Source organism: Candidatus Brevundimonas colombiensis, assembly GCA_029202665.1.
In the GTDB taxonomy this organism is placed as follows: Bacteria; Pseudomonadota; Alphaproteobacteria; order Caulobacterales; family Caulobacteraceae; genus Brevundimonas; species Brevundimonas colombiensis.
On the sequence record CP119326.1, the window covers coordinates 1,930,949 to 1,944,907 of the forward strand.

Annotated in this window: 15 protein-coding genes; 11 read left to right on the plus strand and 4 right to left on the minus strand. The window is 65.7% G+C overall.

The window, feature by feature from the left end; translation table 11 throughout:
* Positions 1 to 3: 3 nt before the first annotated feature.
* Together bla and flhA are read left to right on the plus strand one after the other, a co-directional pair.
* Entirely contained in the window at positions 4 to 900 is an 897-nt protein-coding gene (gene bla, locus P0Y50_09240; GenBank protein WEK38736.1) for a class A beta-lactamase, read from the plus strand.
* Between the two features lie 10 nt (positions 901 to 910).
* The gene (gene flhA, locus P0Y50_09245; protein WEK41555.1) at positions 911 to 3,010 is read left to right on the plus strand and encodes a flagellar biosynthesis protein FlhA; all 2,100 of its coding nucleotides are present in this window, start codon (positions 911 to 913) and stop codon (positions 3,008 to 3,010) included.
* Positions 3,011 to 3,013: 3 nt separating this feature from the next.
* Here flhA and P0Y50_09250 read toward each other — a convergent pair whose 3' ends face one another.
* Entirely contained in the window at positions 3,014 to 3,367 is a 354-nt protein-coding gene (locus P0Y50_09250) for a hypothetical protein (protein ID WEK38737.1), read from the minus strand.
* 201 nt (positions 3,368 to 3,568) lie between these two features.
* On the opposite strand from P0Y50_09250, the gene P0Y50_09255 reads away from it, so the two are divergent.
* The 5 genes from P0Y50_09255 (at position 3,569) to P0Y50_09275 (ending at position 7,278) form a co-directional block, all read left to right on the plus strand.
* Complete coding sequence (locus P0Y50_09255) at positions 3,569 to 5,095, plus strand: CHASE3 domain-containing protein (protein WEK38738.1); 1,527 nt, start codon at positions 3,569 to 3,571, stop codon at positions 5,093 to 5,095.
* Positions 5,092 to 5,517: a response regulator gene (locus P0Y50_09260; protein WEK38739.1), complete on the plus strand. Its 426-nt coding sequence runs from the start codon at positions 5,092 to 5,094 to the stop codon at positions 5,515 to 5,517. Before P0Y50_09255 ends, P0Y50_09260 begins: the two co-directional genes overlap by 4 nt.
* Positions 5,514 to 6,554, plus strand: a complete 1,041-nt coding sequence (locus tag P0Y50_09265; GenBank protein ID WEK38740.1) for a histidine kinase dimerization/phosphoacceptor domain -containing protein — start codon at positions 5,514 to 5,516, stop codon at positions 6,552 to 6,554. The genes P0Y50_09260 and P0Y50_09265 overlap by 4 nt, the downstream gene beginning before the upstream one ends.
* A gap of 16 nt (positions 6,555 to 6,570) precedes the next feature.
* Positions 6,571 to 7,014: an NUDIX domain-containing protein gene (locus P0Y50_09270; GenBank protein WEK38741.1), complete on the plus strand. Its 444-nt coding sequence runs from the start codon at positions 6,571 to 6,573 to the stop codon at positions 7,012 to 7,014.
* An 84-nt stretch (positions 7,015 to 7,098) separates the two neighbouring features.
* The gene (locus P0Y50_09275) at positions 7,099 to 7,278 is read left to right on the plus strand and encodes a CsbD family protein (GenBank protein WEK38742.1); all 180 of its coding nucleotides are present in this window, start codon (positions 7,099 to 7,101) and stop codon (positions 7,276 to 7,278) included.
* 65 nt (positions 7,279 to 7,343) lie between these two features.
* Here P0Y50_09275 and P0Y50_09280 read toward each other — a convergent pair whose 3' ends face one another.
* From P0Y50_09280 to P0Y50_09290, 3 genes are read right to left on the minus strand one after another with little or no spacing between them, the layout of a single operon-like run.
* Positions 7,344 to 7,844, minus strand: a complete 501-nt coding sequence (locus P0Y50_09280; GenBank protein ID WEK38743.1) for a hypothetical protein — start codon at positions 7,842 to 7,844, stop codon at positions 7,344 to 7,346.
* Positions 7,845 to 7,893: 49 nt separating this feature from the next.
* Positions 7,894 to 9,072 carry a VWA domain-containing protein gene (locus P0Y50_09285; GenBank protein WEK38744.1) on the minus strand — a complete coding sequence of 393 codons (1,179 nt, stop codon included), beginning with the start codon at positions 9,070 to 9,072 and terminating at the stop codon, positions 7,894 to 7,896.
* Between the two features lie 20 nt (positions 9,073 to 9,092).
* A complete protein-coding gene (locus tag P0Y50_09290; protein WEK38745.1) occupies positions 9,093 to 9,620 on the minus strand; it encodes a GNAT family N-acetyltransferase in 528 nt (175 codons plus the stop codon).
* A 194-nt stretch (positions 9,621 to 9,814) separates the two neighbouring features.
* On the opposite strand from P0Y50_09290, the gene P0Y50_09295 reads away from it, so the two are divergent.
* From P0Y50_09295 to dxs, 4 genes are all read left to right on the plus strand, one after another.
* Complete coding sequence (locus P0Y50_09295) at positions 9,815 to 10,477, plus strand: histidine phosphatase family protein (protein ID WEK38746.1); 663 nt, start codon at positions 9,815 to 9,817, stop codon at positions 10,475 to 10,477.
* 48 nt (positions 10,478 to 10,525) lie between these two features.
* Positions 10,526 to 10,777, plus strand: coding sequence for an exodeoxyribonuclease VII small subunit (locus P0Y50_09300; GenBank protein WEK38747.1), 252 nt, complete (start codon positions 10,526 to 10,528; stop codon positions 10,775 to 10,777).
* 79 nt (positions 10,778 to 10,856) lie between these two features.
* Positions 10,857 to 11,732 (plus strand): polyprenyl synthetase family protein, encoded by an 876-nt coding sequence (locus P0Y50_09305; GenBank protein ID WEK41556.1) that lies wholly within the window; start codon positions 10,857 to 10,859, stop codon positions 11,730 to 11,732.
* 55 nt (positions 11,733 to 11,787) lie between these two features.
* A complete protein-coding gene (dxs, locus tag P0Y50_09310) occupies positions 11,788 to 13,701 on the plus strand; it encodes a 1-deoxy-D-xylulose-5-phosphate synthase (GenBank protein ID WEK41557.1) in 1,914 nt (637 codons plus the stop codon).
* Positions 13,702 to 13,959 lie beyond the last annotated feature (258 nt).

Consider the following 13,959-nt stretch of genomic DNA (forward strand, 5'->3'; position numbering starts at 1 on the left):
CGAATGGGCCGGGGCTTTGATCGCAGGACGTTGATCGGCGGCGCGGGCGCGCTGTCGCTTGTCGGCTGCTATCCGAAGCGCGAAGAGCCAAAGACCGAGGACGATCAACCCGAGTTTCTGCTGGACGACCTGGAAGCGCGCCACGGCGGTCGTCTGGGCGTTACGGGCCTGGACATCGGCACTCAGCGTCGGGTGTCCTGGCGCGGGCAGGAGCGGTTTTCCTTCTGCTCGACCTTCAAGGCTTTCCTGGCTGTCGCGGTCATGGAGCGGGTGCAGCGCGATGAGGAACAGCTGGATCGCGCCGTGCCGGTGGTCCGCCGAGACATGATCCCCCATGCGCCGGTGACGGAAAAGGCCATCGGCCGCACCCTCACCATCCGCCAACTGATGCAGGCGGCCGTGGAGGTCAGCGACAATCCAGCCGCCAATATCCTGATCCGCGAAATGGGTGGAATCGCCGTATGGCGTGCGTGGTGGCCGACCTTCGGCGACACCACGACCGTGATTTCGCGCCTGGAGCCGGACCTGAACACCGCCCTGCCTGACGACCCGCGCGACACCTGTCTGCCGGATCAGACCCTGGCCAATATTCGCGAGCTGGCGTTTGGCGATCGGCTGACGCCCGAGCACGACCAGATGATCCAGAGCTGGCTGACCGCCTCGCCGACCGGCCCCAACCGGATCAAGGCCGGCGCGCCGCAGGGCTGGACCGTGGCGCACAAGACCGGCACGGGCGCGAACGGAACCGCCAACGACATCGGCGTGGCCTTTCCCGTGTCGGGATCGCCCGTCGTCCTGGCGACCTATTTCACCGGCGCGACCCAGGCGAACGACGATCAGCGCGACGCCGTGATCGCCGAGGCGACCCGCCGCGTCTTCAAGGCGCTGGGTCGTGACTGATACGCCCCTCATGATGAAGGACGGCATGGCGCGCCCCACCGGGCGCGATGTCCTGAGCTGGGTCAATCGCGGCGAAGTGCTGATGGCGGTCGGCGTGATCGGCGTGATCATGCTGCTGATCCTGCCGGTTCCGAAGATGCTTCTGGACCTGCTGCTGGCGATCTCGCTGGTGTCGTCCGTGCTGATCCTGATGACGGCCGTGATGATGAAGCGGCCGCTGGACTTCGCCATCTTCCCCACGGTGCTGCTGGTCTCGACCCTGTTCCGGCTGGGCCTGAACCTGGCCTCGACCCGCCTGATCCTGACCCACGGGCAGGAGGGGCACGACGCGGCCGGTCAGGTGATCAACGCCTTCGGCCAGCTGATGATGGGGGGCAATTTCATCATCGGGGTGATCATCTTCGCCATCATCCTGGTGGTGAACTTCGTGGTCATCACCAAGGGCTCGACCCGGATCGCGGAAGTGTCCGCCCGCTTCACCCTGGACTCCATGCCCGGCAAACAGATGGCTATCGACGCCGATCTGTCGTCGGGGCTGATCACCGAGGACCAGGCCAAGGTTCGCCGCAAGGAACTGGAGCAGGAATCCACCTTCTTCGGCGCCATGGACGGCGCGTCCAAGTTCGTGCGCGGCGACGCCGTGGCGGGTCTGATCATCACCTTCATCAATGTGATCGGCGGCATCCTGATCGGGACGCTGCAGCACAAGATGGCCCTAACGGACGCGGCCAACACCTATGTCCAGCTGACCATCGGCGACGGTCTGGTGACGCAGGTTCCGGCCATCATCATCTCCATCGCCGCCGGCTTCCTGGTGTCCAAGGCGGGCGTGGAGGGCACGGCGGACAAGGCGCTGGTGACGCAACTGGCCACCAATCCGGTGTCGCTGGGCGTGGTGTCCGGCGCGGCGGGCCTGATCGGCCTGATCCCCGGAATGCCCCTGATCCCCTTCGCCGCCCTGGCCATCGGTTCGGGCTTCATGGCCTGGCGGCTGGGTCGCAGCCGACTGAAGCCTCAACCGACCGAGGCCGAGCGCACCGCCGCAGAGGCCGCCGCCAAGCCCAAGGAGGATGTGGAAGAACCGATCGCCAACATCCTGACCATCGATGAGGTCAAGATCGAACTGGGCTATTCGCTGCTCAGCCTGATCAACGACCTGGAGGGGCGCCGCCTGACCGACCAGATCCGGGCCCTGCGCCGGTCGCTGGCCCAGGAATACGGCTTCGTCATTCCGCAGGTCCGTATCCTGGACAATATGCGCCTGCCGACCCAGGGCTACGCCATCCGCATCAAGGAGATGGAGAGCGGGGCGGGCGAGGTGCGGCTGGGCCACCTGATGGCGATGGACCCGTCGGGACGTCAGGTCGAACTGCCCGGCGAACATATGCGCGAACCCGCCTTCGGCCTGCCCGCCACCTGGATCGAGGAAGGATTGCGCGAAGAGGCGACGTTCCGGGGCTATACCTTGGTGGATCCCTCGACCGTGCTGACCACGCATCTGACCGAGATCCTCAAGGAGAACATGGCGGACCTGCTGTCCTACGGCGAGGTGCAGAAGCTGCTCAAGGAACTGGGGACCGAAGAGAAGAAGCTGGTCGAGGAACTGGTGCCCAGCGTGGTCACGGTCACGACCCTTCAACGGGTCCTGCAGGCGCTGTTGCGCGAAAAGGTGTCGATCCGCGACCTGCCCGCCATTCTGGAGGGCCTGGCCGAGGCAGCCCCGCACAGTTCGTCCGTCACCACCCTGGTCGAGCACGTCCGCGCACGCTTGGGCCGCCAGCTTTGCTGGCAGAACAAGGATGGGGAGGGCGCGCTGCCCATCGTCACCCTGTCGCCCGAATGGGAGGCCGCCTTCGCCGAAAGTCTGATCGGCAATGGTGAGGACAAGCAACTGGCCATGGCCCCGTCGCGCCTTCAGGACTTCATCCGTGCCGTGCGCGACACCTTCGAGCGCATCGCCATGACGGGCGAAAACCCGGTGCTGCTGACCGGCCCGATGACGCGCCCCTATGTCCGCTCCATCATCGAGCGCTTCCGGGGGCAGACGGTGGTCATGAGCCAGAACGAAATCCACCCCAAGGCGCGGTTGCGCACCTTGGGACAGGTCTGAGCTCTAGGGTTCCTTGCGACACATGTCGGCGATCTTTTGGGCCATCTCAATATCCCGCTCTCTGACTGCGGATCGGTAAGCGTCTTGACAACGGCCCTCTTCGATCATGTTTCCGAGCCGTTGCGCTCTTCGGACTTGGGCTCGGCGCATTCCAGCTTCGCGGCGCAGACCGAGGTTGTGCTCCCGAACTAACTGATCAAAGCTGCGCACATCGTCGAGACCCATTATCACCGGTTCGGGTGCAGTCGCTTGGCCTGGCATTGCCGGAGGAGTGTGCGCTGCCTGTCCAAAGGAGACTGTTGCAACCGCAGAAGCTGCAATAAAGGCCGCCAACGCCATCAAACCATTCTTCGACATCTATCAATCTCCGAGAGAAGTGGTGCATCCTCAAGATGCTGCGCCTTTCTGCGGTGGAAATCCATATGTCTGCTCGCCGATCGACGTTGGAGAAGACTTTCCGTTGGCGATAGGGCCCATGAAATCGGAGTAAATCACTCATTTCGTTGCAGATCCCAGAATAACGTTTGATCGTTCAGTCTGCGAGGCTAAAGCTGCACCATGATCTCGACGTCGCACCGCCGCCTGTTACGATTCAGAGATTTCGCGCGCACGCCGTCTCTGGCGCGTTCGATCTCGGCCATGCTGATCCTGGCGTTCGCGCTGCTGATCGTGGTCAATGTGACCACCTTCGTGATGATCCAGCGCACGGCGACGGTGAACGACACGATCGAGCACGCCCAGCAGATGCGCCGGGCCTCGCGCACCACCCTGATCGCCATGCTGAACGCCGAAACCGCCCAGCGCGGCTTTCTGCTGACCGGCCGCAGCGACTTTCTGGAGCCCTATCGCAGGGCGCAGTCCGAAATCGCGCCAGCCGTCGCCTTTCTGGATGACGGCGCCGCGCGCGACCCGACGCTGAAGGCACCCATCGACCGCATCCATCGGCTGGCCGACCGCAAGTGGGCGGAAATGGACCACACCCTGACGCTGGCGCAGCAGGGTCGCATCGGTCAATCGATCCAGTCGGTTCGGTCCGGCGAAGGCAAGCGCTACATGGACGAACTGCGGGCTGCGGTGGACGACTTCGACGCCATCAAGTCCCGCCGCATCGCCGAACGCACCGTTCGGTCGGAACGGTTCGGCGCCCTGACGGTGGTGATGAATGCGATCACCGGCCTGTTGGTGGTGATCCTGGCGCTGCTGTCGGCCTGGATGGTGCGACGCTACGTCAACGAGATTCAGAAGGCCCGCGCGACGCTGGACGCGGCCAACGCCAGCCTGGAGGACAAGGTCAAGGAGCGGACCGGCGACCTGATGCGCGCTAACGAGGAAATCCAGCGCTTCGCCTACATCGTCAGCCACGACCTGCGCGCCCCATTGGTCAACGTCATGGGCTACACCTCGGAACTGGAACAGGCCGGAAAGATCGTGGATCGGGCCATCATCGACGCCGAGAAGACGCGATCCGTCGATGCCGAGGTCGTCACCGCCGTGCGCGAGGACATGCCCGAGGCCATCGGCTTCATCCGCGCCTCGACCGAGAAGATGGATCGTCTGATCAACGCCATCCTGAAGCTGTCGCGCGAGGGCCGGCGCAACCTGCTGCCCGAGACGCTGGACATGACGGCGATGGCCGAGAATATCGCCAAGAGCGTCCACCACCAGACCGAGGCCTCAGGTGCGCGCATCGAGGTTCAGCCCTTGCCCGAAATCGACAGCGACCGGATTTCAATGGAGCAGATCGTCGGCAACCTGATCGACAATGCGGTCAAATATCTGGACCATGGCCGGCCGGGCCAGATCGTGATTTCGGGCGAAGACGTACCCGGCGGTTGGGTCGTCTATCGCATCGCCGACAATGGTCGGGGCATCGCGCCGCGCGATCATGAGCGGATTTTCGAGTTGTTCCGTCGCTCCGGCAAACAGGACCGCTCGGGCGAGGGCCTTGGCCTGGCCTTCGTCCGCAACAGCGTTCGTCGTCTGGGCGGTGTCATCGACGTGGAATCCGAACTGGGCAAAGGCTCGACTTTCCTGCTGAAATTCCCCAAACGACTGATCGTAGCCGAACCTGGAGTCGCGTTGTGACGCATCCCGTCAAAATCATCATGGTCGAAGACGACCACGGTCATGCCAAACTGATCGAAAAGAATATTCGTCGCGCGAACATCAATAACGAAATCAAACATTTCGATGAAGGCGGCGCGGCGCTGGATTATCTATTCAGCGATGAGATATTGGCCAACGGCCCATTGCTGATCCTGCTGGATCTCAACCTGCCGGATATGTCGGGAACCGACATTCTTGAAAAGGTTAAGGGCAACGAACGGCTGCGCCGCGCGCCCGTCGTGGTTTTGACCACCACCGACGACAAGGTCGAGATTCAGCGCTGCTACGACCTGGGCTGCAACGTCTATATCACCAAGCCGGTCGACTATGAATCCTTCGCTGGCGCGATCCGCCAACTGGGACTGTTCCTGTCGGTGATCCAGGCCCCGGAGATCGAGTGATCGAGGCCGATCAGCCCATTCGCCTGCTTTACATCGACGACGACAGGGGCCTGTCCCGGTTGGTCGAGAAGGAGCTGGCGCGTCACGGCTACGCCGTCACCTGCGCGCCCGACGGCGACACCGGGCTGGAACTGCTGCGTCTGCACGAATACGACGTCTGCGCCCTGGATCACTATATGCCGTCGCGCGACGGACTGGACGTCCTGCCCGACATCCTGGCGCTGAACGCGCCGCCGCCGGTCGTCTATGTCACCGGCGCCCAGGAAGGCCGGATCGCGGTGGCGGCGCTTCGCGCCGGCGCGGCCGATTATGTCATCAAGGACGTGTCGGAGGATTTCACCTCGCTGTTGCGCGCGGCCCTGGACGACGCCCTGTTGCGACGCCGCCTGCAACGCGAGAACGATCTGGCGCAGGAAGAAATCCGTCTCGCCCGCGACCGGGCCGAGGCCATGCTGCGCGAGGTCAACCACCGCGTCGGCAACTCGTTGCAACTGGTCTCCAGCTTCATGTCGCTGCAGATGCGCCATATCGCCGACCAGGGGGCCAAGGACGCGCTGAGGGAGTCGCAGGCCCGGATCGAGGCCGTGGCCCACGTCCATCGCCGCCTCTACACCTCCGGCGACATGAGCCGGGTGGCCATGCACGAATATCTGGAAGGCCTGATGGACGAACTGTCCAAGTCCATCGGACCGGACGAGGGCTCGCCGCGTCTGCGGCTTGAGGCCACGCCCTTGTCGGTGACCACGGACCAGGCCGTGTCTATCGGCGTGATCGTGACCGAACTGGTCACCAACGCGGTGAAATACGCCTATGCCCCGGGCCAGGCGGGGGAAATCCGCATCCATCTGGACCGCGAAGGCGACCATCGCGTCGTCCTGACGGTCGAGGACGACGGTCCGGGCATGGGCGATGGCGCGCCAAAGGGAACCGGACTGGGGGCCAAGATCATCTCGGCCATGGCGTCGGGCTTGCGGTCGGCGGTGGAGTTCGACGGCGCGCACAAGGGCGTGCGGGCCCGGCTGGCCTTCGATCTCTAGGGCTCGGCGTTTCCTCATGCTTCAGTTCGGCGTTCGAAAACCCGCAACCGACTATCGCCACAGGGCCGTCGCCTTCGGCGTGGTTGAACGTGACGGCCTCATCGCCTGCGTGCGCGTGGAACGGACCACCGGCGCCTATTTCGACCTGCCGGGCGGCGGGGTGGATGTGGAAGAGACCGAGGTCGAGGCTCTGCGGCGTGAGTTCGTCGAGGAGACCGGCCTGACGATCGCGCCCCTGAATCGCATAGCCGAGGCGGGCCAGTATTTCATACGCTCTACACGTGAGCCGTTGAACAACGTCGGCGGCTTCTGGACCGCGCGCGTCGTGGCGGAAGATGCATCCGCCAAATGCGAAGACGATCACACCCTGGTCTGGCTGGACCCGACCTTCGCCCTGTCCAGACTGCGGCACGATTCGCACGCCTGGGCCGTGGCGGTGTGGCTGCGTCGCGCAAGCTGAGCCTTACGGAACCAGGGCTGCAAGATCCCGTTTTCGGATCAACGCGCGACGCCGCAAGGGCGACGCCGGAGCAGGAGACCGACCATGGCCGATCATGACCGTATCGAAGGCGCCGCCAAGAACATCGGCGGCAAAATAAAGGAAGCCGCCGGCAAGGTGACCGGCGACACCAAACTTCAAGCTGAAGGCAAGGCCGATCAGGTCGAGGGCAAGGTCCAGAACGCCGTCGGCGGCGTCAAGGACAGCCTTCGCGACAAGGGCTGAACGCCACACATCTTCACTGAATGCGCGAAACGCCGTCCGCGAAAGCGGGCGGCGTTTTGTTTGCCTCAGTCGTTCTTGTCGCCCCAAAGGGTCACAGACAGGCCCTTCTCGTCTCCTCCATCGACTGGACGACATTCCGAGCTGAAGCCGCCCTGCGTCGGGCGTGGACGACAGTCTGTTTCCCGAAGACCGGAGGGCGCATTGGCAGCCCGCGACTGCGGGCCGCACTGTACCGCATAGGTGGAGCCGCCGCCGGATGCCTGCATCATCTGGCAGTCGCCGGCCATGCCGACCGGCCGCAACGCCTCCGGCAGGTCCGGCCCCATAGCCAGGGCCAACTGAGCGCGGACCTGCGCCTGGCAGGTCTGCATGGGCGTGTCGCCGCGGACCAGGGGGCTGCACCGCGCCCGCTCGAACCCGAACGGATCGGCCAGGCCCCAGGCCGGCACGGAATGCGAGGCGGCGGGGACAGGAGGCGCGGCCGTCTCGGCGGCTGTGGGCGCGTCCCACACCACCATCGGCGCGGTCTGTTGCAGAAGCAGGATGGCGAAGGCGGCGGCGATCATCGGTCGAACCCCTGGTGCAGCGGCCGGGCCGTTCGCGCCGGGCGGGGCCTCACCTTGTCAGGGCGCGCATCGCCTTGTCCAGTCCGTCCAGCGTCAGCGGATACATGCGGTGATCCATGATCTCGTTCAGCAGGCTGACCGAGGCGGTATAGCTCCAGTAGCGTTCGGCGACGGGGTTCAGCCAGACGGACTTGTCCCACTGCTGGCGGGCGCGCTTCATCCAGACGGCCCCGGCTTCCTCGTTCCAGTGCTCGACCGAGCCGCCGGGCATGGTGACCTCATAGGGCGACATGGTCGCATCCCCGACGAAGATGGCGCGCCAGTCGCCGGGATATTTGTTCAGCACCTCCCACGTCGGGATGCGCTCGGTGTGGCGGCGGCGGTTGTCCTTCCAGACGCCTTCATACAGGCAGTTGTGGAAGTAGAAGAACTCCAGGTTCTTGAACTCGGTCCGAGCCGCCGAGAACAGCTCCTCGACCATCTTGATGTGGCCGTCCATCGAGCCGCCGATGTCCAGGAACAGCAACACCTTGATCGTATTGCGCCGCTCGGGGCGCATCTGGATATCCAGCCAGCCCTGACGCGCCGTGCCGTCGATGGTGCCGTCGATGTCCAGTTCGTCCGCCGCCCCCTGACGCGCGAAACGGCGCAGGCGGCGCAGGGCGACCTTGATGTTGCGGGTGCCCAGTTCGACCGTGTCGTCCAGATTCCTGAACTCGCGCTTCTCCCAGACCTTGACCGCGCGGCCATGCTTGCCCGGCCCGCCGATCCGCACGCCCTCGGGATTATAGCCGCCGTGGCCGAACGGGCTGGTTCCGCCCGTGCCGATCCATTTGGAGCCGCCCGAATGGCGCTCCTTCTGCTCCTCCAGACGCTGTTTCAGCGTCTCCATCAGCTTGTCGAACCCGCCCAGCGCCTCGATCTGGGCCTTTTCCTCGTCGGACAGATATTTCTCGTTCAGCAGCCGCAGCCAGTCCTCAGGGATGTCCGTGGTCAGGTCCTCGCCCGCGCCCACCGTCTCGACGCCCTTGAACACCGTGCCGAACACCTGATCGAAGCGGTCGTAGTGTTTCTCGTCCTTGACCAGAACGGCGCGCGACAGGTGGTAAAAAGCCTCGACCTGACGCCCGGCGACATCGCGGTCCATGGCCTCCATCAGATGGAGCCATTCCTTCATCGACACCGGAACCTTGGCGTCGCGCAGGGCGGAGAAGAAGGGCAGGAGCATGGGGGCAGGGTGAACCCTGATCAGCCGCGCCGCAAGATGAACTCGCGGTCGCGCCAGGCGCCGACCGGGTAGTCGTATTCGCCGACCTTTGCGAAGCCGTGGGCGGCGTAGAGGCGCTGGGCCTTTTCGTTTCCGCTCCAGACGCCGATCCACAGCGGGCCGGCGGTGTTCGCCTGCATCCAGTCCAGCGCCAGGTTCAGCAGCGCCGTGCCCAGGCCCAGGCCCTGCGCCGCCCTGGCGACATAGAGACGGCGCAGCTCCAGATCGCCCGTCCGGGCGTCCGGGTGGGGCAGGCCGTTGGGACCGGCGTTGGCGAGGGCCAGCAGTTCGCCGTCGCGTTCGGCCACCCACCAGGCGCAGCCCGGTTCCGCCAGCTTCTTCCGTGTCGGCTCCAGGTCGAAACTGGCGTCGAGAAAGGCCTTCAGATCGACGGGCGGATAGGGGATGCGGAAGCCGGTGACAAAGGTGTCGACGAAGGTCTGGCGGCCCAGGGAGCCCAGGGCGGCGGCGTCTTCCAGGCGGGCGGGGCGGATCACGGGCGCGGTCATGGCCGTCGTTAGACGGCAAGGGGCGGGGGCCGTCCAGCGCGATCGCGCGGCGCGGCTGTTGGTCGAGGTTGTGTCGGCGCGCGAGGGGGGCTACCACCTTGAAGGATCAGGCCGTTCGTCGGTCGCACGCGTCGCCGCGCCAGGGGAGGACTCAGGACGTTAAAGCCTTGATGCCAAAGGTCCGTCCGCTCGTCATGTCTGTCCCCGCCCTGTCCCTCGATTCGACTGAGCCGTCCGTGGTTCCACCCCCCGCCGCACCCTCTGTCGGCGCCTTGGTGGCGACCCGCCCCGGCGCGATCATCCTGACCCGCCACGGCGAGCCGGCCCTGTCGCGCAAATGCCTGATCACGGCGCGACAGTACGGCGACTGGTGGGCCAGATACGAGATCGGCGGCCTTCTGGCCGGCCAGACGCCTCCCGCCGAACTGGTCGCCACGGTCCAGGGCGCGGGCGCCATCTACGCCTCCACCCGCCAGCGCGCCCAGGAGACCGCCGCCGCCGTTGCGGCGGGGCGCGAGATCATGTCGGACGTCATGTTCATCGAGGCGCCCCTGCCGCCGCCGCCGGTGCCGGAATGGATCAAGCTGTCGCCGAAATGGTGGGGCGTGGTGTCGCGCTTCTGGTGGCATGCCTTCGACCATCACGACGGCCAGGAAACCCGGGCCCAGGCTGAGGCCCGCGCCGAGCAGGCGGCGCAAAAGCTGATCGCGCGCGCCGAAAGCGGCCAGGACGTGCTGGTCTTCGCCCACGGCTATTTCAACCATATGGTCGGTCGCGCCCTGAAGAGCGACGGCTGGAAACTGGTCCACAACCAGGGCTTCAAATACTGGTCCCAGCGTCGCTACGAGAAGCGATAGCCGCTTCTGACGTTGAAGCGCGCGTCGACCCCCTCTAGGGTCCGCGCCATGACCGACGCCGTCCCCGCCATCCCCGCCGATCTCAGCTTCGAAGACGCCCTGCAACGGCTGGAGACCATCGTGTCCCGCCTGGAATCCGGTCAGGCCCCGCTGGAGGAATCCATCGCCCTGTACGAAGAGGGCGCGCGGCTGAAGGCGCATTGCGAGGCGCGGCTGAAGGCCGCCCAGCTGCGCGTCGAAAAGATCGTCGTCGGTCCCGACGGCCAGGCCAAGGGCATCGAGGCGGCCTCGTTCGAATGATCCTTCATCGTCTCGCGGCGGCGAAGGGCGGTCGGTCGTCTTGACCCGCGTCATCGCCGCCAATTCCCCCGAACAGGCGGTGATCGACCGCGTGGGCGAGGTCGCGGACCTGGTCACGGTCGCGCTGGACGAACTGCTGCCGCGCGCCGAGGGGCCGGAATCGCGCCTGACCGAGGCCATGCGCTATGCGGCCCTCGGGCCGGGCAAGCGGCTGCGGCCCTTCTTCGCGCTGGAGGCGGCGCGGCTGTTCGACATCGACGAACGCTCGGTGCTGCGGGCCGCCTGCGCGCTGGAATGCGTCCACGCCTATAGTCTGGTGCATGACGACCTGCCGTGCATGGACGACGACGACATGCGGCGCGGCCGCCCCACCGTCCACCGCGCCTATGACGAGGCGACGGCGGTGCTGGCCGGCGACGCCCTGCAAACCGCCGCCTTCGACATCATCCTGCATGAAGACACGCATGAGGACGCGGCCGTGCGCTGCGAACTGGCGGCGCGGCTGTCGCTGGCCTCCGGCGCGCGGGGCATGGCGGGCGGTCAGATGATCGACCTTCTGGGCGTGCGCGACGATCTGGGCGGGGTGGCGCGGATGCAGCGGCTGAAGACCGGCGCCCTGTTCGCCTATGCGTTCGAAATCCCGCTGATCGTCGCCGACGCCTCGGCCCTGCATCGCCACGCCCTGATCAGCTTCGCCCACGACGTCGGCCTGGCCTATCAGATCGTCGACGATCTTCTGGACGCCGAAGGTTCGGCCGAGGAGATGGGCAAGGCGGCGGGCGGCAAGGACGCAGCCCTGGGCAAGACCAACTTCGTCACCTTGCTGGGGCTGGAGGCGGCGCGGCACAGGGTCGCGCACCTGGCCCATCAGGCCCGCTCGCATCTGGAGCCGTTCGGCGAAGAGGCCGAAATCCTCAGAGCCAGCGTGGACTTTGTGCTAAAGCGCCGGTCCTGATAGGAAACCTGACCTGTTTCGACGGGTTACGACAAGAAGACCTTCAAGGTTCCGCCTGATGCCTGACACCCCCCTGCTCGACACCGTCAAGATTCCCGCAGATATGCGGAACTTCGACATCGCCCAGCTGAAACAGCTGGCCGACGAGGTGCGGGTCGAGACCATCGACGCCGTGTCGGTCACCGGCGGGCATCTGGGCGCGGGTCTTGGGGTGGTCGAGTTGACCACGGCGCTGCACCATGTGTTCGAGACGCCCAAGGACATCCTGATCTGGGACGTCGGTCATCAGTGCTATCCGCACAAGATCCTGACCGGGCGTCGCGACCGCATCCGCACCCTGCGTCAGGGCGGCGGCCTGTCCGGTTTCACCAAGCGCAGCGAAAGCGAATACGATCCGTTCGGCGCCGCCCACGCCTCGACCTCGATCAGCGCCGCCCTGGGCTTCTCCGCCGCGCGCGACCAGAAGGGCGAGAAGAACCGGGTCGTGGCCGTTATCGGCGATGGCTCCATGTCGGCGGGCATGGCCTATGAGGCGATGAACAACGCGGCCGAGGCCACAAGCGGCCAGCTGATGGTCATTCTGAACGACAACGACATGTCGATCGCCCCGCCGGTCGGCGGGATGAGCGCCTATCTGGCCGGGCTGGTGTCGGGCGGGGCCTATCAGAACGTGCGGCGGCTGGGGAAATCCGTGGCTCAGCATCTGCCGCGACCCTTCCGCAAGGCGGCCAAGAAGGCCGAGGAATATGCGCGCGGCATGGTGACGGGCGGCACCTTCTTCGAGGAGTTGGGCTTCTATTACGTCGGGCCCATCGACGGGCACGACATGGACAATCTGGTGCCGATTCTGAAGAAGGCGGCGGCCATCGAGGACCGGCCCGTGCTGGTCCACGTCGTGACTCAGAAGGGCAAGGGCTATGCGCCCGCCGAGTCGAGCGCCGACAAACTCCATGCGGTGGTCAAGTTCGACGTGGTGTCGGGCAAACAGGCCAAGGCCGTGTCGAACGCCCCCAGCTACACCAAGGTGTTCGGGACCGAACTGATCAAACACGCCAAGGTCGATCCGACGGTGGTGGCCATCACCGCCGCCATGCCCTCGGGCACGGGTCTGGACCTGTTCGGCCAGGCCTTCCCCGAGCGGACCTTCGACGTCGGCATCGCCGAACAGCACGCCGTGACATTTGCGGCCGGTCTGGCGGCGGACGGGATGAAGCCCGTCTGCGCCATCTATTCGACCTTCCTGCAACGGGGCTACGACCAGGTGGTCCATGACGTGGCCATCCAGTCGCTGCCGGTGCGGTTCGCGATGGACCGGGCCGGTCTGGTCGGGGCCGATGGTTCGACCCATGCGGGATCGTTCGACATCGGCTTCATGGGCGCGCTGCCCGGCATGGTGCTGATGGCCGCCTCGGACGAGGCGGAGCTGGCGGCGATGATCTCGACGTCCCTGGCCATCGACGACCGCCCCAGCGCCTTCCGCTATCCGCGCGGCGACGGGGTGGGCGTGGACATCCTCGAACTGGCCGCCCCGCTGGAGATCGGCAAGGGCCGGATCGTGCGCGAGGGAACCTCGGTCGCCATCCTGTCGCTGGGCACGCGTTTGCAGGAATCGCTGAAGGCGGCGGACCTGCTGGCGGCCAAGGGCGTGTCCGCGACCGTGGCCGACGCCCGTTTCGCCAAGCCGCTGGACGCCGATCTGATCCTGCGTCTGGCGCGCGAACACGAGGCCCTCATCACGGTGGAGGAGGGCGCCATGGGCGGCTTCGGCGCCTTCGTGCTGCAGCTTCTGGCCGAAAAGGGCGCGCTGGATCGCGGCCTGAAGGTCCGCACCCTGAACCTGCCGGACATCTTCCAGGACCAGGATTCGCCTACGGTCATGTACGCCAAGGCCGGGCTGAACGCCGAACATATCGCCGCCGCCTCCCTGACCGCCCTGGGCGTCGAGGCCACGAGGGCCGCGCGCGCCTGAGCGCCAGCCGCCCCGGCGGTTGCGACAAGCCTGAAACACGTCACACGACAAGACGCCGCCTGATACGGGTGCGTCCTTGCGCCTGCGTTTCCGCCGACGTGGCGGGCGCTATCTGCGTGTTGGCGCCGAGGATCGGACGGCGATTACAACCTGAAGACTATGATTTTTGCCGATTGACGATTGCGGCGTCTTGTCGCACGGTCGTTGCTGATCGTCGTTACGTGTTTACGAACGTATTACGTTGTGATACATCTTGCG